This window comes from Streptomyces sp. NPDC093094 (genome assembly GCF_044754345.1).
In the GTDB taxonomy this organism is placed as follows: domain Bacteria; phylum Actinomycetota; class Actinomycetes; order Streptomycetales; family Streptomycetaceae; genus Streptomyces.
The window spans coordinates 109,862-130,448 of record NZ_JBIVOX010000009.1; the positions used below are offsets into that span (position 1 = coordinate 109,862).

Sequence of the window (20,587 nt, forward strand, 5' to 3'; positions counted from 1 at the left end):
CGTTCAGTCAAGAGCTCAGACGCTATCGGTGAGGTTCTCGGTTTCGCCAGCGCGAACCATCCTGATAGAAGCGGCAATCCAGGCCATATGGGGGCCGGGGCCGCGATGACCGCGCATTAGTGTGGCGTGGGAAACAATCCGGCCGACGCGAAGCCGGGGACAGGGAGGAGGCCGGGAGCCAGTGGGAACGGAGGCCGTCGGTGAGGCGGTTGCCCGCCAGGAGCCGAGGGACGTGCAGGCCGGCCGACGCAGGGACGTGATCGCGTGGCTGCTGTTCAGCCTTGTGTGCGCGGGCGGTTCGGCAGGTCTGGCCTGGCTCGCACCGGCCCTGCCGCTGCCGGGCCCGCTGCGGGGAGCCGCCTTGCTCCTCGCCTGGATCGTGCTGCCGCTCATGTCGCTGCTGGGACCGCTCCTGCTGCTGAGGAGGGTTCCGCGCAAGCAGCGGCGGGTGGCGTGGCAACTCGTCGTGCCGGTTGTCGCGGGCGTCGCGCTCGGTGTGCTGGGAGGCAGAGCCGGTGACCAGGCCGCGCTGGCCGGGCGAGGGACCTGGGCCGTTGCGGAAGTCGTGGCGGTGGATCAGGGGCGGACCAATCGGTGCGAGCTGCGCACGGCCGAGGGACGTGCCGTCTCGCCCTCGCTCTCGGAGCAGGACGGCTGCGGCGACTCGATCGCGAAGGGCGACAGGCTGCGGGTGAGGTACGACCCCGAAGGTGCCGCCCGGCCGGTCGAGCGGGTGGACGGCACCTCGTACGCGGGACTGCTCGCCGGCCTTCTCCTGGCCGCGGTTCTGATGGGCACGTGGGGCGGCGTACGGCAGAGCCGATGGGACCGGGCCCACATCGGCTGAAAGCCGTCTGTGCCGACAGGTGTCAGCGGCGGGCGGAGCCACGTTGTGGCGGTGAAGCCGCCTGTGCAGAAGGCCGCGTCGAAGGCGGCCCGCGCCGGCCTCCCCCGCATCTGCCCCACCACGGGCCGTACTTCGGCCGTCGGAGCCGTGACCCCTGCCACCCCGGTTCCACCCGCGTGAGCAATGTGTGCAGGCATCATGTCCTCCCCGTGACGTCCTCCCTCGTCCCCTCCGTCACAGCCGTGTGCGGGGACCGTGCGGGTACGGCAACAGATTCGCTGGCGCACAGGACAGGCGGGGGTGGAGGGCCGTATCCAAGAGGGGTTCGCCCAGGGGGAGTTGCAGAGGGGTAACGGTGGTGTCCGTGTGGTGCGGGTGCCCGGACGTGCCTTGAGGGGTGTTTGGGCGGCTGATACGGTGCCATGGCTTGACACTCGCCCCGGCGCTGCAATACCCGCGCAAGACGCGGACGGCAGGCGCGACGACGGGTGAAGTGTCCGCAAGGGCAAAGAATGTGGCAGACAGTTTCTTGGGTGTACGGGGAGCGGTTGCGTGAAGATCCAAGAGCGTACGGGGGTGGGCGCCGGGCGTTCCGGCGCTCCGGTCCAGCCGCCGGTCGGTGACCGGCTTCCCGCGCCGCCCCGCGAGCGCAAACCCGCACTGGCCGCACTCGCGGTCCTGCTGATCCTCGTCGGCGCGCTCGGCGCGACGATGCTGGTACTGCGGGCCGGGGACCGGATCGAGGTCGTGAAGGTGACCGAGGAGGTCCAGGCCGGTGAGTCCGTGGGCAAGAGGGTGACGTCCGTGATGGTCGCCGCCGACGACGGCATCAACTACATCCGCTGGGAGCAGCTGGACGCGCTGAAGGACCTCAAGGCCAAGTCCACCATCTACCCCGGCACCGTCGTCATCGGCGAGATGTTCACCGACAGCGACAGCCTCCCCGACGGCAAGGCCCTCGTCGGTCTCGCCCTCAAGGAGGGCCAGTACCCGGCGGACCTGAAGAACGGCGACGCCGTCTCCGCCTACCACGTCGGCTCCACCGGCTCCGCCTCCGGCAACTCCGGCAACTCCGGCAACTCCGGCGCGGGCGCGGACAAGGGCGACAGCGGCGGCCTCATCGTCGCCGACGCGCGCGTGGACAAGATGAAGACGAACAGCGACGCCACCGTGAGCACCGGCACCCTGGCGCTCACCCTCCTCGTCGACGAGGGCGACGCCGCGGCCCTGGCCCAGGCCGCCGCGGCGGGCGAGGTCGCCGTCGTGCGCGTCCCCGGCAACTAGAAGACAGGGCACCACGAACCATGGCGCTCATCGCTCTCGCCGCCGACAAGGGTTCCCCCGGCGTCACCACCGCGGCCGTCGCCCTCGCGGCGGTCTGGCCGCGCCGTGTCCTGCTCGCGGAGACCGACCCGGCCGGCGGCGACCTGGTGTACCGGTCCGCCGCCGCGCACGGCGGGCCGCTCAACCCGAACACCGGCATGCTGTCGATCGCCGCGACCGCGCGGCGCGGCCTCGTCCCCGACCAACTGTGGGACCACGTACAGCCGTTGAGCGGGGGACTGGAGGTCCTCGTCGGGCTCGGCATCGCCGAGCAGGCCGCGGGCCTCGCCGGGCTGTGGCCCACCCTCGGCCGTGCCTTCGCCTCGCTCGGCGACTCACCGAGCTCGCCCGCCGACGTCATGGCCGACTGCGGGCGGATCAGCGGGGAGACCCCCGCGGCGGACCTGTTCCCGCACGCCGCGCTGGTGCTGCTGGTCTCGCGGACCGAGCCGGAGGCCATCGCGCGCGTCCGCGACCGCGCCGCCGCGCTCTCCGCCAAGCTGCACGGCGGTGCCCGCGGGGCCGCGAGCCTGGGCACCCCGATGATCGGGGTCGTCCTCGTCGCGGACCCGGGCAGCGCCGCCAAGCTCGCCGGACAGGTCAACGACATGCTCGTGCACGCCCAGACCGGCGCCCGCGTGGTCGGCACCATCGCCGACGACCCGGCCGGCGCCGAACAGCTCGCCGGGCGCAGGCGCGGCCGGCTCGACAAGTCGCTGCTCATCCGCTCGGCCCGCAAGGTCGCCGCGGACCTCTACCAGCAGTACGGAGCCTCCTGGTCCGTGCCCGGGCAGGCCCCGCAGGAGGCCGGCCGATGACCGCTGTCGACCACCAGCTGGTCAAGCGGTTCCGCCAGGACGCCGGTGACCGCATCGCCGAGCAGCGGCGGCAGGACCAGGTCGCCGGGGTCACGCCGATGTCCGGCGAGGACGAGCGGCACTACGCCCGCGCGGTCATAGCCCAGATCCTGGAGGAGCACGCCCGCCAGGAGATCAACGCGGGGCGTACGCCGCTGGACGCCGAGACCGAGGAGCAGTACGCGGCCGCCGTGCACGCCGCGCTGTTCGGCGTCGGCCGGCTCCAGCCGCTGCTGGACGACCCCGAGGTCGAGAACATCGACATCAACGGCTGCGACCAGGTCTTCGTCGGATACGCCGACGGCCGCGAGGCGCGCGGCGAGCCGGTCGCGGAGACCGACGAGGAGCTGATCGAGCTCATCCAGGTGCTGGGCGCGTACAGCGGACTGTCCTCCCGGCCCTTCGACTCCGCCAACCCGCAGCTCGACCTCCGGCTGCCGGACGGCTCGCGTCTGTCGGCCGTGATGGACGTGGCCCGGCGGCCGGCGCTGTCCATCCGCCGCGCCCGCATGGGCAAGGTCTTCATCTCCGACCTCGTGGGCAACGGCACGGTGACGCCGGAGATCGGGCACTTCCTCGCCTGCGCCGTACGGGCCCGCAAGAACATCATGATCGCGGGCGCCACCAACGCCGGGAAGACCACGCTCCTGAGGGCCCTCGCCAACGAGATCCCTCCCCACGAGCGCCTCATCACCGTCGAGCGGGCGCTGGAGCTCGGCCTCGACACCTTCGCCGAACTCCATCCCAACGTCGTGGCGTTCGAGGAGCGGCTGCCCAACTCCGAGGGCCAGGGCGCCATCCCCATGGCCGAGCTGGTCCGCCGGTCGCTGCGCATGAACCCCTCCCGGGTCATCGTCGGCGAGGTCCTCGGCGACGAGATCGTCACCATGCTCAACGCGATGTCCCAGGGCAACGACGGCTCGCTGTCCACGATCCACGCCAACAGCTCCAGCGAGGTCTTCAACCGCATCTCCACCTACGCCCTCCAGGCGACGGAGCGGCTACCCATCGAGGCCAGCCAGATGCTGATCGCGGGCGCGGTGAACTTCGTGGTGTTCATCCAGCGCCGCAACGACTTCCAGGCCGGCGGCCGGCTCCAGCGCACGGTGACCTCCGTCCGCGAGGTCAACGGCGTCGACGGCCGCGTGCTGTCCAGCGAGGTGTTCGCCGAGGCGCCGGACGGCCGCATCGTGCCGCACGCCCCGATCGCCTGCCTCGACGACCTCATCGCGCAGGGCTACCGGCACACCGGGTCATGGGGGTGACTCGACCATGACAACGACTTCTCCGGCGGCGGCGCTCGCGGCAGCAGGCCGGTTCGGCTCCATGGGCGGACTGTTCTCCACGACCGTCCTGTACGCCGTCGGCAGCGGCATCGCCGTCGGCGGCGGCCTCGCCCTGCTGCTGATCGCCGTACGCGGACTGCCCGCCAAACCCGAGCACGAGAAGCAGAAGGCCACCGAGCGGGCCGAGGAACTGCTCAGGTTCGCCGGCCGGCGCGGCTCGCTCGCGGCCCTCGTCGGCCTCGCCGTGCTGCTGCTCACCCGCTGGGCGGTGGCCGGGATCGCGGCCGGCGTGCTCGTCTTCTTCTGGGACCGTCTCTTCGGCGGAGCCCGCGAGGAACGCGCCGCCATGCGCCGCGTGGAGGCCCTCGCCTCCTGGACGGAGTCGCTGCGCGACACCATCGCCGGCGCGGTCGGCCTGGAGCAGGCCATCCCCGCGTCCGCGCGCGCCGCGGCGCCCGTGCTGCGGCCGCATCTCGACGCGCTCGTCGACCGGCTGCGCGCCCGCACCCCGTTGCCCGACGCGCTCCAGATCCTCGCGGACGAGATCGACGACGCGTCCGCCGACATCATCGTCGCCGCGCTCATCCTCAACGCCCGGCTGCGCGGACCCGGTCTGCGCCAGGTGCTCGGCGCGCTCGCCAAGTCGGCGCGCGAGGAGGTCGACATGCGTCAGCGTGTGATGGCCCAGCGCGCCTCCACGCGCCGCTCGGTGCAGATCGTCGTCGCCGTCTCGATCGCGTTCGTCCTCGGACTGTCCGTGTTCAACCGCGACTTCGTCGAGCCGTACGGCACCGCCGTCGGCCAGCTCGTCCTCGCCCTGGTGTGCGCCCTGTTCGCCCTGGGCTTCTGGTGGCTGCGCAAGCTGTCCACCATCGAGACGCCCGAACGCTTCCTGGTGCGCGACGAGTCGTCGGTCCGGTTCGTCCGTCCCCGTACGCAGGCGCCGACGGAAGAGGGGGTACGGCGATGAGCCTGACCATGCCGATCGTCGTCGGGGTGATCCTGGGGCTGGGCGTGTACGCCCTGATCCGCGCCCTGATGCCGACCAGGCGCAGCGCGGTCGCGCAGGTCGCCCGGATCGACGCGATGCGGGCGCGCGGGGCGGCGTACGAGTCCTCCCGCAAGGCCCAGGACACCGGCGGCAGGTTCGCCTCCCTGCGCGCCGAGACGGGCGCCAGGGTGGCCGACCTCTACCTCCAGCAGGGCTGGGAGCTGCGCTCGCTGCGGGCCGACCTCGCGGTCCTGGACCGCAGCTGGGAGAAGTTCCTCGCGACGAAGGTGCTGCTGGGCACGGCGGGCCTGTTCTTCGGTCCCTTCCTCTTCGCCGTCGTCTGGACGATGGGCTTCGGCCGCAACCCGGTCGTGCCGGTGTGGCTGGCGCTGCTGTGCGCGGGCCTGTTCTTCTTCCTGCCCGACCTGGAGGTACGCCGGGACGCCGCGGAGAAGCGCCGCGACCTGCGCCGCGTCATCGGGGCCTACCTGGACCTGGTGTCGATGAGCCTCGCGGGCGGGCGCGGTCTGCCCGAGGCGCTGCTGGCCGCCGCCGAGGTCTCCGACGGCTGGGCCACGCAGCGCATCCGCAACGCCCTCGCGGACGCCCGGATCACCGGCATCAGCCAGTGGCAGGCGCTCGGGCAGCTCGGCGAGGAGCTGGGCGTGGAGGAGCTGAAGGACCTGTCGGCGTCGCTGGCGCTCGTCGCGGACGACGGCGCGAAGGTCCGGGAGTCCCTCGCCTCGCGCGCCGAGACCATGCGGCACCGCGAGCTCGCCGAGATCGAGGGCAGCGCGGGCGAGAAGTCGCAGTCGATGCTCGTGGCGCAGCTGCTGCTGTGCGCCGGCTTCCTGGTGTTCCTGATCTTCCCGGCGGCGATGCGGGTGTTCCAGGTGTGACGTCAGTGATCGCAACCGCCCCTGTTCCCAGCTGAGTCGAGAGGAAAGAGACCCTCATGAACGCACCGAAGAACGCACACGACGACTTCCGCACCGGTATCCCGGCGGTGGACTTCCTCGTCACCTTCCTGCGCGGCCGCGTCGAGCGCGCCCGCTCGGGCGAACTGGACCGCGGTGCCTCCGCGGTCGAGTGGGTCATCATCTCCGCGGTCGTCGTGGCGATCGTCGGTGTCGTCGCCGCGATCATCAACGCCGCCCTGAGCGAGGGCGCCAACAAGGTCGGCGACTGCATCAAGGGCGCGGACGCCGGCAAGACCTGCTGACGGCCGCGGATCGACGGGGGCGCAGGTGCGCGGACATCGCTGGGAGCGCGGCTCGGTGTGCGGCCGGGCGTGCCGCTGGGTACGCCGCAGGACGGAGGCAGCCTCCGCCCGCGGTGACTCCGGCATGACCGCGATCGAGTTCGTGCTGCTCACGCCGGTGCTGTTCTTCATGATCTTCGCGACGGTCCAGTTCGCGCTGTATTTCTTCGCCGATCATGTCGCCCAGGCGGCGGCCCAGGCGGGCGCGCGCAAGGCCCGGGCGACGGCGGACGCCCAGCCGGGCGGCTGGCGCGGCGAGGCCCGCGAGGTCGTCGACTCCTACATCGACCAGCTCGGTCCGCAGCTGGTGCTGTCGCCCGAGGTGAGGATGCTCCAGCCCGAGCAGAACACGGTCGGCGTGGAGATCACCGCCCGTGTCCCCACGGTCTTCCCCGGCCTGGACCTGACGGTGCACGCGCAGTCGTCGGGGCCGGTGGAGCGGTTCGTGCCGGAGGGGGAGAACTAGGTGAACCGGAAGGTGCCGTGGGACGGCCTGCCGACGGCGGTACGGGACGACGGCGGCGACAGCGGCCTGTCCACGGTCGAGGTCGTGATCCTGGCGCCGGTGATGATCCTCTTCATCCTGGTCCTGGTGGCCTTCGGCCAGCTGGTCGACGGCCGCGGCGCGATCGACGGCGCCGCCCGGGACGCAGCCCGCGCGGGCTCGATCCAGAAGGACCACGCCACGGCGATGGCCGAGGCGCGCAAGGCGGCGAGGGCGGACCTGGAGGACGTCTGCGCGGGCCCGGTCTCGGTCCGCCAGACGAGTGCAGGCTTCGAACCGGACACCTTCTTCACGGTCGAGGTCAGCTGTGAGGTGCGGGGACTGGCCATGCTGGGCCTGGACATCCCCACCACCCTGTCGGCGAGCTTCAGCTCACCCCTGGACCCCTTCCGGAGGACGGCGTGAGGGCATGGACCGCCTCGCGGCGGGCGGAACTGGACGACCGGGGCTCGGGCGCCGGCGCGGTGATCATCTTCGCGCTGGTGTTCCTGTCCCTGTCCGCGTTCGTGATCGACGGCGGCATGTCGATCTCCAAGCGGGAACGCGCCGCCGACATCGCGGAGCAGGCGGCCCGCTACGCCGCCCAGGACATCGACCGCGAGGCCCTCTACGACAACGAGGGCGGCCCGGCACCCATCAACTTCCAGAACTGCGACGCCCGCGTCAGGGCCTTCGCCCGCGAGATGGACATGACCGGCGCCGACATCGCCGCGTCCCGCTGTGTGGCGGCCGACGCGGCCCAGGTCGAGGTCGAGATCCAGCTGACGTACTCGCCGGTGTTCACCGGCATGTTCTACGGCGGCGACGTGGTCGTGCACGGTCAGGCGGTGGCGGAGAACGAGGTCGGCTGAGGACCTGTGGGGCCGGCGGCCGTCCGGTGAGGCGCCACGGGGCAGCCGGCTGTCCCCGCTGTCGTCACCCGGCCTTGTCGTCCTTCTTCCCTCTTCTGTCCTCGACCTTCATCGCCTCCCGCACCTGCTTGGCCAGCTCCTCGTCGAGCTTCGTGAACTCGCGCACGACCGCCTCCGACATGTCCGCGAGGGCGTCGAGCTGCTGGGTGATGTCCTCGCGGCCGTCCTCCCAGTTGGACTCGAAGTCGCCGAGGGCGTCGTTGACGCTGCTGTCCCCGATGTCGTCCTTGTAGGACTCGAAGAGCTTCCTGGTGTGGTCGAGGCGGGTTCTGACGGAACGCAACCGGCTGCCGAAGCCGGCCAGTTCCTCCAGCGGGAGTGAGAGGTCGCTCTTTCCCTTGCCCATGTGCCGGTGTCCCCCAGACGGGTCGGTCAGACGAAGCGGAAGGTGCTCGTGACGGCGTCGAAGATGTCGTGGAACGCCTCGGCCAGGTCCAGGACGGGGCTGGCGCCGGAGACGAGGAGGACCTGGTCCGTGGTTCCGGGGACCGGGATGTACGTCTGGGTCAGTGCCATCCGCAGGGTCCGGCTGTCGCCCCGCGCGACCGGCACGTCCTCCACGCCGTACGTCCGTGCCGCCGTCCCCGCCCCGGGGATCTCGACCGTGGTCACCGTCCGCCAGGCGTCGCCCTCCCGGCGGGCCGTGACCGTCCGCAGGCTGTCGGCGATGGCGCGGGGGTCGGTGGACAGGGCGACGCCCTGCCGGTTCCTGGCGCCGAGCGCGGAGACCGTGAGGGTCGCGACCAGCGGCACCCCCTCGAAGTTCTCGGCCATGCAGCCCAGGTAGAGCGCCCCGGAATCGTGTGCCTCCTTGGCCATCCTGTGCAGCACGGCCGTCACGTCCGCCCGGTAGGGCTGGAGTTCAGGCGTGTCGCGGACCCGTTCGTCCACCAGCGACCGGACGGTCGACTCGCGCCCCTCCGGGCGGATGTCGAATTCCCACCAGGTTTCTGGAACTGCCAGGGAAAAACTGGGCATTGAGGCAACTTTCCTTCGCTCCGTGGAACCCCGGTCAGCCGAGGTCCATACCGAGATCCTCTGTCGCGATTTCGATGAGCCTGCTGTCCGGGACCCGGGGAGCGGAATAGCCGAGCCCTCTGGCGTGGCCGAGGAAGTCGGCGGGCAGAGTCACATGGTATTTCGACAGGTAGTACGCGAGGTCCTCGCGCCAGATCCATGTGCCGTCGGTGTAGAGCGAGCCGATCCCCGTGAGGTCCGGAGCCTCGGGATCCAGTACGTCGGGTCCGGCGCTCATCTCGCTCCAGATGCCCGTTCCCCCTCTGAGGTAGCCGGCGATCCGGTCCTCGTCGAACTCGCCGGCCAGCCTGACGGCATCCCTGATCGAACCGTCGAGAGGCAGTCCCCAGCCGGGGGAGAGCTCCGCGAAGAAACCCAGAGGGTGAATCATCAGAAGTACCTCGATACTGTCGGGAGCTAGGCCATCGGCAGGAACGTCAGCCATACTCCTTCATCCTTGATGTGCGGAGTGAAGGGGCCTTCCCCGAAGCTGGGCACACCCACCGCGTTCGTCGGTGCTTTGACGGGTACTCCGAGGGAGTTCGCCATTTCCTGGATGACCTGGGGCTGGGCCGCCCCTGAATGGCAGGTCAGCATTCTGACGGGCTCGCCATTGTAGCCGGGTATCCGCTGGATCGTATCAAGCACGTGGTTCGGGTGGACCGTATGGCCGCCTGCCCGGACTCCGGCGCGGTTCGCCTCGCCGGCCACCATTCTGCCGTCGCGTGTTCCGTGGATGATGACGTCCTGATATCCCGGGAGCCGCTCGGCGACGTCGAAATTCCGCAGGGTGGCGGGGTCGTGGCCGATGGCCGTCGCACCCGGCTTGTGATAGACGGGGACATCCGAGGGGAGGGCGTCGTCGGCCGCCCGGCCGGGGGGACCCACGTGAGGCGAGTCGGCTTTCCACCACCGGCTCTTGCCCATCATGCTGAAGAGAGAGAAGCGGACGTTCTTCAATTGCCGGATGCTGTCGGCGGTGTTCTTCAGACCCCCGCCGATGCCTTTCATGGCTCCGGCGCCGAGCGCCTTCAGTCCGCCCGCCTTCCACAGCTTTCCCAGCTTGGCCAGGCTGGTGAAGCCTTTGGTGGCGGGTATACAGTCCAGCACCGCCCAGGCCAGGTCTCCCCAGCCCGCTGTGCCGTTGAGCATTTTTCTGACCGTGTCGGCCAGCACGATCAGGGCGGCGGCGAAGACCAGCCACCCGAGAGGGCCGCCGATGATCATGACGATGATGCCGACGATCGTCACGACCCATTTGCAGACGGTGACGATCTCGTCCCAGTGGTCGGTGACCCAGTCGCCGATCTCCTCCCACCAGTGCCGGTTGGGGATGCCGGCGTCGGACGCCTCCTGGAGCCTGGTGACCGTGCGGCGGGCGGCCTCCTCGCGCAGGCCCCGGGCCTGGGCGGCCAGCCTCTTCGCCGCCTCCAGGGCGTTCTGGGCGGCGCTGACGTCCCGCTGGGCCGTCTCCTGGCGCTCCTTGGCGTGCCGGGCGTCACGGGTGGCCCGGCGGACCTCCGACTCGTCCGGCTTCGGAACGTCCTTGCCGCCGTTCTTCGACGGGTCGTAGGAGTCGGTCTTCTCGGTGGCCCGGCGCACCCAGTCGTCCGCACCGGTCAACGCCGTCCGGGCCGTGCCCAGTTCGTCGCGGGCCTTGCGGCCGTCCCGCAGCGCCCTGTCCGCCTTCTCCTGGGCCTCCTGGAGGTCGGGCCAGAAGGAGGCGAGGGCGTCGCCCGCGAGGTCGTACGACTTCCGCAGCTTGCGCAGCTTCTTCGGGGCGTCGCCGAACTCGTCCGCGAAGACCTCGGCCGTCTTCCCGGCCCAGGAGAGGATCTCGTCCTCCTTCGCGATGCCTTTCAGGTCGCGCAGCGCGTCGCCCACGTCGTCGGCGAAGTCGTGCAGGCTGCCGGCGAGTTGGCGAATGCGGTGGGGGTCGCCCGGGGTCGGGTCCTTGTCCAGGTCCAGGACGTGCCAGTCGGTCGGCCGGTGCGACACGCGTTCACCCCCGTAACGCCTGCAATTCAGTTCATCGGAACGTACGTATGAATCTAGCCGCCGGACAGGCGGAGGCGCCCCGGCGGCGGCGAGGTGTGGTGAAGATCCCGGGGAGAGCGGCCGGTTCACACAGGCGCAAGTGGGGTGTAACGGGCGGAAATTCGTGAACGGGCAAGCAGGGTTCCGGTACTCGCTTCAGGGGCGAGGGCCCTGTCCATAAGATCTCAGTGGGCTCGGCAGACCCTTCTGCCCCGCGCCCGGACCCGCCCCGCCCACGCACCCGACCCCAGGACACCCGCCATGCCACGACGCCGCAGTTCCAGCTCGTCAAGCTCGACGGGAGACACGTCGGCCCCGAGGAACCGTACGCCGCAGCCCGTGCGCGTGCGGCGGCGGACGTTCGGGGACTTCGTGAAGGCGTTCCTCGCGTTCGTCGCGCTGGTCGTCCTCGTGCTCGGCGTACCGCTCGGGCTCGCCTCGCAGCTCGGCTGGCCCTTCCCGGACGGCGCGCCCGGCCTGGACTGGCTGCAGCGCGAGATCTCGGTGCAGACGTTCCTGAACATCCTCACCGTCGTCGTGTGGCTGGCCTGGGCCCAGTTCACCGCGTGCGTGCTCGTCGAGGTCAAGGCCGCGGTGTCCGGGGTGGGCGTACCGGGGCGGGTGCCGGGGTCCGGCCCCAGCCAGCTGCTCGCGCGGCAGCTCGTCGCCGCGCTGCTGCTGGTCGGCGCCACGGCCGCGAGCCTCACCCCGGGGCTGTCGCAGCTCGGGCAGAACCTGGAGGGCAACCAGCGGCCCACGGCCGCCGCCGCGCAGGCGACGCCCGGCCTCTTCGCCCAGCAGCAGGAGCAGACCGCCTCCGCCGCGGCCGCCCTCGCCGACCAGGCCGCCGACGCCGCCGCCCGCACCGGCCCGGACGGCGGCGCGAGCAAGGGCGACACGAAGTACTACCGGATCCAGCCGCCGGAGGGCCGTCACCACGACTCCCTGTGGGAGGTCGCCGAGCGTCATCTCGGCGACGGCCGCCGCTACAAGGAGATCTACCAGCTCAACAAGGACCGCGTGCAGCCCGACGGCTCCCGGCTGTCCGAGGCCAGCCTCATCCGGCCCGGATGGATCATGGAGATGCCCGGCGACGCCCGCGGCGGCGAGCTCGTCGAGATGCCCGACGAGGCGCCCGCGGTCTCGCCCGAGGTGCGGCAGCAGATCCGCGACTACGCCCGGACCGGCGACCACGCCGAGCAGCAGGGCGGAGACGAGCGGACCGGCGACCACGCCGAGCAGCAGGGCGGAGACGAGCGGGCCGGGGACGAGCGGGCCGGGGAGGAGGGGGCCGGGGACGGCGCCGGTGAGGTGTCCCTGCCCGGGCAGCGGCCCGCACCCGCCCCCGCCCCCGAGCGCGACGGCGGCCCGCAGCAGGCCCGGCCGGGGCAGCAGGCCGCCGGCACGGACGACGGCCGTTCCTTCGGTCTGCCCGAGGCCCTCCTCGGTGCCCCGCTGCTCGCCGCCGGTCTTCTCGGCGCCCTCGGCCGGCGCCGCCGCCAGGCCCTGTGGCAGTCGGCGCTCGGCGCCGTCGGCGGCCGGCGCGGCATGGAGCCGCCCACCCCCACCGGGGCCGCCGCGGACGCCCAGGACGCGCTCCTGGTCGGCGCCGACCCCGAAGCCGTACGCCTGCTGGACCGCTCCCTGCGGGGGCTCGCCGCCTCGCTCACCGCCGAGTCGCGGCCGCTGCCCGTCGTGTACGCGGCCTGGCTGAGCAACGGCGACCTGCACCTCCAGCTCGCCCAGCCCGCCGGGAAGCCGCCCGCGCCCTGGCAGCCCGGCCAGGACCAGACGTTCTGGACGCTGGCCCGCGCCGACGCCGAGCGCTACGAGGACGCCGACACCGCCGCCCCGTACCCCGGCCTGGTCAGTCTCGGCACCATGGACGAGTCGCGGCTGCTGCTCAACCTGGAGGCCGTCCCCGGTCTCGTCTCGCTGAGCGGCCCGGAGGCCGACCGGGCCGCCGTGTTCGCCTCCGTCGCCGCCGAGCTGGCCACCAGCGGCTGGTCGGACCGTATGACCGTCACCCTCGTCGGCTTCGGCGAGGACCTCACCCCGCTCGCCCCCAACCGGCTGCGCCACCTCGACGGCATCGACGACCTGATCGAGACGATGGACGCGGAGACCCGGCAGCGGCGCGGAGCGCTCGGCGCCGCCGGGCAGGACTCCGTGCTCACCGGCCGCACCGGGCCCGCCCAGCACACCCGCTGGGCCCCGCACCTGGTGCTGCTCGCCGCCCAGCCCTCCGCCGAGGACGCCCTCAAGCTCGCCGAACTCGCCGCCGACGCCGGCCGCCTCGGCATCGGCTACCTCGTCGGCACCGAGTCCGGCGATCTGCCCGGCGCCGCCTGGGAGATGGAGATCACCGGCGAGGGCAGGCTGCTCGCCCCGCTGCTCGGCCTCGAACTCGACGCGCAGCTCCTGCCGGTGCCGCAGCAGCGGGCCGTCGTCGAGCTGTTCGTCGAGGCCGACCCCGACGACAACGGTCCCGGAGGGCCGACCACCACGCCGCCGTTCCTGGTCGACGTCAGCGAACAGGGACGGCCCGCCGTCTACGCCCGGCTCGTCGGGTCGTACGAGATCATCGGCCTGGACACGCCCGACGGGGAGCGCAGCGCGCTGCTGCACGAGGCGCTCGCCCTGCTGCTCCTGCACCGCGAGGGTGTGCATCCGCGGGTGCTGGCCTCCGCGCTGTGGCCGCGCGGCGTCACCGACGACGTGCGGGACGCGCTGCTCGGCCGGCTGCGCGACTGGCTCGGCGCCGACCCCGACGGCACGCCGCGCCTCGGCTCCGACTCCACCGGGCGTCTCACCCTCGCCAAGTCGGTCGTCTCCGACCTCGACGTGCTGCGCTCCCTCTACCACGAGGCCACGCAGGGCCGGGGCACGGACAACCGCGCCGTGCGCGGGCGGCTGCTCACCGACGCGCTGGTGCTGGTGCGCGGGCCGCTGCTCGCCGACCGGCCCGAGAGCCGCTACCGCTGGCTCACCCACGAGATCGTCGACGCCCAGCTCCCGCTGCTCGTCGCGGACATCGGGCTCGCGCTGTCCGCGTTCCACCTGGAGAAGGACCGCGCGGAGAAGGCCATCGAGGCGCTCGGCGCGGCCCTGCGCACGGCCCCGGACGACGAGCGCCTGTGGAACGAACTCCTTCGCGCCACCCACGCCACCGGCGACACCGAGCGGCTCACCGCCCTCGCCGCCGACCTGCTCTCCCGCGGCGGCACCCGCGGCCTGCCGCCGCGCACCGAGGCCCTCCTGGACGAACTCCTCCCGTCCTGGCGCGACAGCGTCGCGGCCGCGGGATGAACGGGCCGGGCACCCTGGCCGCGGACATGGCCGAGCCCGCGCTGGCCGTCCTCGCCGCGCTGTGGGGCGCGGCGGCCGGTGCCCTGCTGCCCCGGGCGATCCACCGCTTCGCGGTCCCGGCGGGGGAGCCGTGGCGGGACCGATGCCCCGGCGGGCACCCCCTGCGGGGCTGGCTCGGCCCCGCACGCTGCCCGGAGTGCGCCTCCGGCGCGCCCCCGGCCGACGCCCCTGCCGTGTCCCCGACGGACGTCTCCGGTGTGTCCCCGGCCGATGCTTCCGCTGTGTCCCCGGCCGATGTCTCCGCCGTGTCCCCGGCAGACATCTCCGGTGCGCCTGCGGACGCCCTTTCCGACGCTCCCGCCGTGTCCCCGGCGGACACTTCTGCCGCCTCCCCCGCCGGGTCTCCGGCCGACGTCTCCACCGGGTCCCCGGCCGACGCCCCCGGTGCGCCCACGGCCGTCCCTCCCGGCGCAGGGCGTGCCGTACCGGCCGTGTCCGGGGCGTCGTACGGTCCGAAGGTCCTGGGGCCGGCGGCCGTCACGGCGCCGGTCTGTGCCGCGCTCGCCGCGGCCACCGGTGCCCGGCCCGAACTGGTCGTCTGGCTGCTGCTCGCGCCCGTCTGCGTGCTGCTGGCCGCCGTGGACCTGCGGGTGCAGCGGCTGCCCGATCCGCTCACCCTGCCCCTCGCGGCGGCGGCCCTCGCCCTGCTGGGGCTCGCCGCACTGCTGCCCGGGCACGCGGGGGAGTGGACGACGTCCCTGCTCGGGGCGGCCGCCCTGGGGGCCGGCTATCTCGTGCTGTTCCTCGTCAACCCCGGCGGCATGGGCTTCGGCGACGTGAAGCTCGCCCTCGGGGCCGGTGCCGCGCTCGGCTGGTACGGCTGGGGGACCCTGCTGCTCGGCACCTTCGCCGGGTTCCTGCTGGGCGCGCTCTACGGCGGCGCGCTCGTCGTCGCCCGGCGCGCGGACCGCAGGACGGCGATCCCCTTCGGGCCGTTCCTGATCGCGGGCGCCCTCCTCGGGGTGCTGGCCGGGGCGTACACGGCCTGACGTCGGCCTGGCGAAAGCCCTGGCGTACGCTGGATCAGTCCGTCCACAACCCTTGACGAAAGGGACACCCGGTGACCGAGAAGGCCGACCTCCAGTCCGTCCTCGACCGAGCCGCCGGGGGCGGGCGCATCACCCCCGAGGAAGCGCTCGACCTCTACCGGGACGCCCCGCTGCACGCCCTCGGCGCCGCCGCCGACGCCGTACGCCGCCGTCGCTACGCCGGGGTCGAGCACATCGCGACGTACATCATCGAGCGGAACATCAACTACACGAACGTCTGTGTGACGGCGTGCAAGTTCTGCGCCTTCTACGCCCCGCCCAAGAGCGACAAGGGCTGGACCCGCGACCTCGACGACATCCTGCGCCGCTGCGCGGAGACCGTGGAGCTGGGCGGCACCCAGATCATGTTCCAGGGCGGCCACCACCCGGACTACGGCGTCGAGTACTACGAGCAGCACTTCGCGGCCATCAAGAAGGACTTCCCCCAGCTCGTCATCCACAGCCTGGGGGCGAGCGAGGTCGAGCACATGGCCCGGATCTCCAAGGTGTCCGTGGAGGAGGCGATCCAGCGCATCCACACCGCCGGCCTCGACTCCTTCGCCGGCGCCGGAGCCGAACTGCTCCCCGAGCGCCCGCGCAAGGCCATCGCCCCGCTGAAGGAGAGCGGCGAGCGCTGGCTGGAGATCATGGAGACCGCGCACAACCTGGGCGTGGAGTCGACCTCCACCATGCTGATGGGCACCGGCGAGACCAACGCCGAGCGCATCGAGCACCTGCGCATGATCCGTGACGTGCAGGACCGCACGGGCGGCTTCCGGGCCTTCATCCCGTACCTGTACCAGCCGCAGAACAACCACCTGAAGGGCCGCACCCAGGCCACCATCTTCGAGTACCTGCGGATGATCGCGATCGCCCGGCTGTTCCTCGACAACGTCGCCCACATCCAGGGCTCCTGGCTGACCACCGGCAAGGACGCGGGTCAGCTGACCCTGCACTACGGTGCCGACGACCTCGGTTCGATCATGCTGGAGGAGAACGTCGTCTCGGCGGCCGGTGCCAAGCACCGCTCCAACCTCATGGAGATGATCGAGATGATCCGCGGCGCCGACCGGACGCCGGCCCAGCGCAGCACGACGTACGAGCACCTCGTCGTCCACGACGACCCGGCGGACGACCCCGTCGACGAGCGCGTCGTCTCGCACATCTCCTCCACCGCGATCGAGGGTGGCACCGCGCACCCCGAGCTGAAGATCCTCGCGGCCAACTGAGCCCGCGTTGCTGACTCTTCACGTCGCCGATGCCTCACCCGAGGCCGCCGTCCTCGTCGACGGCGCGCACATCGCCGCCGTCGGGCCGTACGAGGAGCTGGCCGGTGTCCGTCCGCAGGCCCGCGTGCGCCGCTGGCCCGGCATCCTCACACCCGGGCTGCTCAACCCTTACGGGCCCGAGCTGCTGGAGGGCACGTACCACCCGGATCCGCGGGAGGCCGACCGGTTCGGCACCGAGCCGATCGGCGGGGCCCGTGCGCAGGCCCTGTTCCGTGCGGACCCCTCCCGCAGGGGTGCCAGCGCCCGCCGGGGTGTGCAGCGGCTCCTCGCGCACGGCACCGTCGCCGTCGCGGGGGAGCTGCGCGAGCGGGCCGCACTGGACGCGGTGCGGCGTGCCGGGCTCGCCGTGGGGCAGCGGCCGCCGTCGCTGCCGGGGCCGCCCTCCCTGTCCCCGGTGCCGCTGATCCTGCTGCCGGCCCTCGCCGCGGGCGGGCCCGCGCGTTTCGCCGTCTTCGACGTGCCCGACCGGGCGGCCCTCGTCCGGCAGGGCGCCGCCACCTGTGTGGCGACCGTGATCGGCGGACGTCTGGTGCACCGGCGCCGGTGAGCACCGGTCCTGTGTGCTGCCGGCCGGCGTCACCGGCGGTCGCGTGCGGGACGTGCGGGGCCGCTTCCGGGGCGCCGTACCCCCTGCTGCCACAATGAACAGGTGACCCGCGCATCCCTGGACAAGCAGCCGCACGAAGTCGCCTCGATGTTCGACGACGTGGCGGAACGGTACGACCTCACCAACGACGTGCTGTCCCTCGGACAGGACCGGCGCTGGCGCAAGGAGGTCGCGAAGGCGGTCGACGCCCGCCCGGCACAGAAGATCCTGGACCTGGCCGCCGGGACGGGCACGTCCTCCCGGCCCTTCGCGCAGGCCGGCGCCTACGTCGTCCCCTGCGACTTCTCCCTCGGCATGCTCCAGGTCGGCAAGCGGCGCCAGGCGTGGATGCCGTTCACGGCGGGCGACGCCACCCGGCTGCCCTTCAAGGACGACACCTTCGACGCGGTGACGATCTCCTTCGGCCTGCGCAACGTGCAGGACTTCGACGCGGGCCTGCGCGAGATGCACCGCGTGACGCGGCCCGGCGGGCGGGTCGTCATCTGCGAGTTCTCGCAGCCGACCTGGGCGCCCTTCCGCACGGTGTACACCGAGTACCTGATGCGCGCCCTGCCGCCCGTCGCCCGCGCGGTGTCGTCCAGCCCGGACGCCTACGTCTACCTCGCCGAGTCCATCCGTGCCTGGCCCGACCAGCCCGCGCTGGCCGCGCGGCTGCAGGCGGCCGGCTGGACGGACGTGGCGTGGCGGAACCTGACCGGCGGCGTGGTCGCGCTGCACCGCGGGTTCAAGAAGGACTGAGCCGGCCCGCGTCACCGTACGGCCAGGTACGGATCCCCCGGTTCGTCCAGCTCCCGTTCCATGCCTCCGCCGCCCGGGCGCGGCAGGCGCGGCTCACGCACGCCCCCGCCGCCCTCACCCCGGCCGAAGTCGAACCACACCGTCACCACGGCGTCCCGCGGCACCTCGACGCCGGGCGGAGGGTACTGCCGTACGACGTGGTCGACGACCGTGCGCGGGAAGTCGGGCCGGTCGGGCGCGGCCAGCAGGACGCCGTGCCGCTCGGCCTCGCGACGCGCGTCGATCGCCATCAGACCGACGAGTCTCGGCACACGCACATCGGGTGTCTTGTGAGGTATGTGCACAGATGTCACCCCCAGCGGTACTGGAAGGGTAACCGCCCGGGGGTGCCGTCCGGAAGCGTCAAGTCGCTATCTGTAGCAGCCGATTACCGCGAGTCACAGGTCGAGCCGGTAGCAGTGCCCCTGCCGGTGCGACTCCGGGCTCACGAAGGTCTCCGCCAGTCGCATGCCGAGCCGCTGGGTCACCGCGATCGAACGGGTGTTGCCGGCGTTGACCATGGCGACCACCGCGTCCACGCCCGCCGCGCGCACGCGGTCCAGCGTCATCCGCGCGGCCGCGGTCACGTACCCCTTGCCCCACTGCGGGCGGGCCAGCCGCCAGCCGATCTCCGTCTCGCCCTTCGGGCCCCACTCCCCGGGCCACGGCTGGGCCCCGGTGAAGCCGATGACCTCGCCGGACTCGTCCAGCAGGGTCCACAGGCAGAAACCCAGCTCGGCGTCGTGCCGGCGCTGCCGGGCGGTCAGCTCCTCGTAGGCCGACAGCTCCCAGGCCCGGCCGCCGTGGAACTCCATGACGTCCGGGTCGGCGAAGATCCGGTGCCAGGCGAAGGCGTCCTCGTCGGTGGGGACGCGCAGCCGTACTGCGGGGAGAGCTCGGTTCACGGGGCAGCCCTTCAGCCGGGTGATCAATTCTGCTGAATAGACTGCCCATGTCCAGTGCCGGTCGGCACGCAGATTTCGAACCTTGGGGAGATCCCGCCGTGACCGAGCCCCTCTCCGACAGCACCGCCGATGTCATCGTCGTCGGCGCGGGGCCAGCCGGCTCCACGACCGCCTATCACCTCGCCAGGGCCGGCCTGGATGTCCTCCTGCTGGAGAAGACCGAGTTCCCCCGGGAGAAGGTCTGCGGGGACGGCCTGACCCCACGTGCCGTCAAGCAGCTGGTGGCGATGGGCATCGACATCTCCGAGGAGGCCGGCTGGCTGCGCAACAAGGGCCTGCGCATCATCGGCGGAGGCGTGCGCCTCCAGCTCGACTGGCCGGATCTCGCCTCCTTCCCGGACTACGGCCTCGTCCGCAAGCGCGACGACTTCGACGAGCAGCTCGCCCGGCAGGCCCAGAAGGCGGGTGCCCGCCTTCACGAGCACTGCAACGTCTCCGGGCCGATCGTCGACGACCGCACCGGCCGCATCACCGGCGTCACCGCCCGGCTCGGCGACGAGAAGCGGGAGGTCACCTTCCACGCTCCGCTGGTGGTGGCCGCCGACGGCAACTCCACCCGGCTGTCCCTCGCGATGGGCCTGCACCGCCGCGAGGACCGCCCGATGGGCGTGGCCGTACGGACGTACTTCGAGTCGCCGCGCCACGAGGACGACTACCTGGAGTCCTGGCTGGAGCTGTGGGACCGCCGCGGCCCCGAGGACCGGCTGCTGCCCGGCTACGGCTGGATCTTCGGCATGGGCGACGGCACGTCCAACGTCGGTCTCGGCGTGCTCAACACCTCCGACTCCTTCAAGGAGCTCGACTGGCGCGAGGTGCTCAAGGCGTGGTGCGCCTCCATGCCGGAGGACTGGGGCTACACCCCCGACAACATGACCGGCCCGATCCGCGGCGCCGCGCTGCCCATGGCCTTCAACCGCCAGCCCCACTACACGAAGGGGCTCCTGCTCGTCGGTGACGCGGGCGGACTGGTGAACCCCTTCAACGGCGAGGGCATCGCCTACGCCATGGAGTCCGGCCAGATCGCCGCCGACGTCATCGTCCAGGCCCACGCCCGCTCCACCCCGGCCCAGCGGGAGATCGCGCTCCAGCGCTACCCGCGCGTGCTGAAGGACACCTACGGCGGCTACTACACCCTCGGCCGCGCCTTCGTGAAGCTCATCGGCAACCCCAAGGTCATGAAGATCGCCGCCCAGCGCGGTCTGACCCACCCGATGCTGATGAAGTTCACCCTCAAGCTGCTGGCCAACCTCACCGACCCGACGGGCGGCGACGCGATGGACCGCATCATCAACGGGCTCAGCAAGGTGGCGCCCAAGGCGTGACGCCGCCGCACGGGCGCCGAAAGGCGTCAAAAGGTGCGGAAGCGGAAAGAGAAGCGAAAGGGGCGCCTCGGTGAAAGCCGGGGCGCCCTCGGGCGTAGACGGCTGAACGGTATTTTTCAGCAAACAGTCAAAAAGCCCTTTGTGTCCGGCCGTTCGAGAAGGCCGGGAAACGGTGAAGGGCCGCTGCCCCCGAGC

General features: G+C 72.1%; 22 protein-coding genes. 16 read left to right on the forward strand and 6 right to left on the reverse strand.

The genetic code is table 11. From position 1 onward, the window contains the following. Positions 1 to 232 precede the first annotated feature (232 nt). The 10 genes from ACIQGV_RS20630 (at position 233) to ACIQGV_RS20675 (ending at position 7,921) form a co-directional block, all read left to right on the forward strand. Positions 233 to 847, forward strand: coding sequence for a hypothetical protein (locus tag ACIQGV_RS20630; protein WP_402496505.1), 615 nt, complete (start codon positions 233 to 235; stop codon positions 845 to 847). 552 nt (positions 848 to 1,399) lie between these two features. Further along, positions 1,400 to 2,131 carry a hypothetical protein gene (locus tag ACIQGV_RS20635; protein ID WP_402496506.1) on the forward strand — a complete coding sequence of 244 codons (732 nt, stop codon included), beginning with the start codon at positions 1,400 to 1,402 and terminating at the stop codon, positions 2,129 to 2,131. 20 nt (positions 2,132 to 2,151) lie between these two features. Next, positions 2,152 to 2,988: a hypothetical protein gene (locus ACIQGV_RS20640; protein ID WP_402496507.1), complete on the forward strand. Its 837-nt coding sequence runs from the start codon at positions 2,152 to 2,154 to the stop codon at positions 2,986 to 2,988. After that, positions 2,985 to 4,292, forward strand: coding sequence for a CpaF family protein (locus ACIQGV_RS20645; RefSeq protein ID WP_402496508.1), 1,308 nt, complete (start codon positions 2,985 to 2,987; stop codon positions 4,290 to 4,292). Before ACIQGV_RS20640 ends, ACIQGV_RS20645 begins: the two co-directional genes overlap by 4 nt. A gap of 7 nt (positions 4,293 to 4,299) precedes the next feature. After that, entirely contained in the window at positions 4,300 to 5,283 is a 984-nt protein-coding gene (locus tag ACIQGV_RS20650; protein ID WP_402496509.1) for a type II secretion system F family protein, read from the forward strand. Further along, on the forward strand, positions 5,280 to 6,203 hold the full coding sequence (locus ACIQGV_RS20655) for a type II secretion system F family protein (protein ID WP_402496510.1): 924 nt from the start codon (positions 5,280 to 5,282) through the stop codon (positions 6,201 to 6,203). Before ACIQGV_RS20650 ends, ACIQGV_RS20655 begins: the two co-directional genes overlap by 4 nt. Before the next feature lie 56 nt (positions 6,204 to 6,259). After that, on the forward strand, positions 6,260 to 6,526 hold the full coding sequence (locus ACIQGV_RS20660) for a hypothetical protein (protein ID WP_402496511.1): 267 nt from the start codon (positions 6,260 to 6,262) through the stop codon (positions 6,524 to 6,526). A 124-nt stretch (positions 6,527 to 6,650) separates the two neighbouring features. Continuing rightward, on the forward strand, positions 6,651 to 7,031 hold the full coding sequence (locus tag ACIQGV_RS20665; RefSeq protein ID WP_402496512.1) for a TadE family protein: 381 nt from the start codon (positions 6,651 to 6,653) through the stop codon (positions 7,029 to 7,031). Next, positions 7,032 to 7,475 carry a TadE/TadG family type IV pilus assembly protein gene (locus ACIQGV_RS20670; RefSeq protein ID WP_402496513.1) on the forward strand — a complete coding sequence of 148 codons (444 nt, stop codon included), beginning with the start codon at positions 7,032 to 7,034 and terminating at the stop codon, positions 7,473 to 7,475. Continuing rightward, positions 7,472 to 7,921 carry a pilus assembly protein TadG-related protein gene (locus ACIQGV_RS20675; RefSeq protein WP_402496514.1) on the forward strand — a complete coding sequence of 150 codons (450 nt, stop codon included), beginning with the start codon at positions 7,472 to 7,474 and terminating at the stop codon, positions 7,919 to 7,921. Before ACIQGV_RS20670 ends, ACIQGV_RS20675 begins: the two co-directional genes overlap by 4 nt. 64 nt (positions 7,922 to 7,985) lie before the next feature. Here the strand turns inward: ACIQGV_RS20675 and ACIQGV_RS20680 are convergent, their stop codons facing one another. Genes ACIQGV_RS20680 through ACIQGV_RS20695 form a run of 4 tightly spaced genes read right to left on the reverse strand, consistent with a single transcriptional unit; the run spans position 7,986 to position 10,996 of the window. Then, positions 7,986 to 8,327 carry a hypothetical protein gene (locus tag ACIQGV_RS20680; protein WP_402496515.1) on the reverse strand — a complete coding sequence of 114 codons (342 nt, stop codon included), beginning with the start codon at positions 8,325 to 8,327 and terminating at the stop codon, positions 7,986 to 7,988. Positions 8,328 to 8,353: 26 nt separating this feature from the next. Further along, positions 8,354 to 8,959: a hypothetical protein gene (locus ACIQGV_RS20685; RefSeq protein ID WP_402496516.1), complete on the reverse strand. Its 606-nt coding sequence runs from the start codon at positions 8,957 to 8,959 to the stop codon at positions 8,354 to 8,356. 34 nt (positions 8,960 to 8,993) lie between these two features. Continuing rightward, positions 8,994 to 9,443 (reverse strand): hypothetical protein, encoded by a 450-nt coding sequence (locus ACIQGV_RS20690; protein ID WP_402496517.1) that lies wholly within the window; start codon positions 9,441 to 9,443, stop codon positions 8,994 to 8,996. Next, positions 9,416 to 10,996 carry a putative T7SS-secreted protein gene (locus ACIQGV_RS20695; protein ID WP_402496518.1) on the reverse strand — a complete coding sequence of 527 codons (1,581 nt, stop codon included), beginning with the start codon at positions 10,994 to 10,996 and terminating at the stop codon, positions 9,416 to 9,418. The genes ACIQGV_RS20690 and ACIQGV_RS20695 overlap by 28 nt, the downstream gene beginning before the upstream one ends. Positions 10,997 to 11,296: 300 nt before the next feature. On the opposite strand from ACIQGV_RS20695, the gene ACIQGV_RS20700 reads away from it, so the two are divergent. From ACIQGV_RS20700 to ACIQGV_RS20720, 5 genes are all read left to right on the forward strand, one after another. Beyond that, complete coding sequence (locus tag ACIQGV_RS20700; RefSeq protein WP_402496519.1) at positions 11,297 to 14,344, forward strand: BTAD domain-containing putative transcriptional regulator; 3,048 nt, start codon at positions 11,297 to 11,299, stop codon at positions 14,342 to 14,344. A gap of 26 nt (positions 14,345 to 14,370) precedes the next feature. Then, entirely contained in the window at positions 14,371 to 15,393 is a 1,023-nt protein-coding gene (locus ACIQGV_RS20705) for a prepilin peptidase (RefSeq protein ID WP_402496520.1), read from the forward strand. Between the two features lie 71 nt (positions 15,394 to 15,464). Continuing rightward, positions 15,465 to 16,661: a cyclic dehypoxanthinyl futalosine synthase gene (gene mqnC / locus ACIQGV_RS20710; protein WP_402496521.1), complete on the forward strand. Its 1,197-nt coding sequence runs from the start codon at positions 15,465 to 15,467 to the stop codon at positions 16,659 to 16,661. A 7-nt stretch (positions 16,662 to 16,668) separates the two neighbouring features. Next, positions 16,669 to 17,268: an imidazolonepropionase-like domain-containing protein gene (locus tag ACIQGV_RS20715; protein WP_402496522.1), complete on the forward strand. Its 600-nt coding sequence runs from the start codon at positions 16,669 to 16,671 to the stop codon at positions 17,266 to 17,268. Positions 17,269 to 17,370: 102 nt separating this feature from the next. Next, positions 17,371 to 18,066 carry a demethylmenaquinone methyltransferase gene (locus ACIQGV_RS20720; protein WP_402496523.1) on the forward strand — a complete coding sequence of 232 codons (696 nt, stop codon included), beginning with the start codon at positions 17,371 to 17,373 and terminating at the stop codon, positions 18,064 to 18,066. A gap of 11 nt (positions 18,067 to 18,077) precedes the next feature. On the opposite strand, the gene ACIQGV_RS20725 is transcribed toward ACIQGV_RS20720, so the two are convergent. Continuing rightward, the gene (locus tag ACIQGV_RS20725; RefSeq protein WP_402496524.1) at positions 18,078 to 18,383 is read right to left on the reverse strand and encodes a PASTA domain-containing protein; all 306 of its coding nucleotides are present in this window, start codon (positions 18,381 to 18,383) and stop codon (positions 18,078 to 18,080) included. A 120-nt stretch (positions 18,384 to 18,503) separates the two neighbouring features. Next, positions 18,504 to 19,010 (reverse strand): GNAT family N-acetyltransferase, encoded by a 507-nt coding sequence (locus tag ACIQGV_RS20730; RefSeq protein WP_402496525.1) that lies wholly within the window; start codon positions 19,008 to 19,010, stop codon positions 18,504 to 18,506. 47 nt (positions 19,011 to 19,057) lie between these two features. On the opposite strand from ACIQGV_RS20730, the gene ACIQGV_RS20735 reads away from it, so the two are divergent. Beyond that, the gene (locus ACIQGV_RS20735) at positions 19,058 to 20,392 is read left to right on the forward strand and encodes a geranylgeranyl reductase family protein (RefSeq protein WP_402496526.1); all 1,335 of its coding nucleotides are present in this window, start codon (positions 19,058 to 19,060) and stop codon (positions 20,390 to 20,392) included. Positions 20,393 to 20,587 lie beyond the last annotated feature (195 nt).

Coding starts and splice junctions, on each gene's coding strand:
- ACIQGV_RS20660 (WP_402496511.1), top strand. CDS start 6,260: ATGAACGCACCGAAGAACGCACACGACGACTTCCGCACCGGTATCCCG.
- ACIQGV_RS20640 (WP_402496507.1), top strand. CDS start 2,152: ATGGCGCTCATCGCTCTCGCCGCCGACAAGGGTTCCCCCGGCGTCACC.
- ACIQGV_RS20690 (WP_402496517.1), bottom strand. CDS start 9,443: ATGGCTGACGTTCCTGCCGATGGCCTAGCTCCCGACAGTATCGAGGTA.
- ACIQGV_RS20650 (WP_402496509.1), top strand. CDS start 4,300: ATGACAACGACTTCTCCGGCGGCGGCGCTCGCGGCAGCAGGCCGGTTC.
- ACIQGV_RS20700 (WP_402496519.1), top strand. CDS start 11,297: ATGCCACGACGCCGCAGTTCCAGCTCGTCAAGCTCGACGGGAGACACG.
- ACIQGV_RS20665 (WP_402496512.1), top strand. CDS start 6,651: ATGACCGCGATCGAGTTCGTGCTGCTCACGCCGGTGCTGTTCTTCATG.
- ACIQGV_RS20685 (WP_402496516.1), bottom strand. CDS start 8,959: ATGCCCAGTTTTTCCCTGGCAGTTCCAGAAACCTGGTGGGAATTCGAC.
- ACIQGV_RS20680 (WP_402496515.1), bottom strand. CDS start 8,327: ATGGGCAAGGGAAAGAGCGACCTCTCACTCCCGCTGGAGGAACTGGCC.
- ACIQGV_RS20655 (WP_402496510.1), top strand. CDS start 5,280: ATGAGCCTGACCATGCCGATCGTCGTCGGGGTGATCCTGGGGCTGGGC.
- ACIQGV_RS20645 (WP_402496508.1), top strand. CDS start 2,985: ATGACCGCTGTCGACCACCAGCTGGTCAAGCGGTTCCGCCAGGACGCC.
- ACIQGV_RS20735 (WP_402496526.1), top strand. CDS start 19,058: ATGTCCAGTGCCGGTCGGCACGCAGATTTCGAACCTTGGGGAGATCCC.
- ACIQGV_RS20705 (WP_402496520.1), top strand. CDS start 14,371: ATGGCCGAGCCCGCGCTGGCCGTCCTCGCCGCGCTGTGGGGCGCGGCG.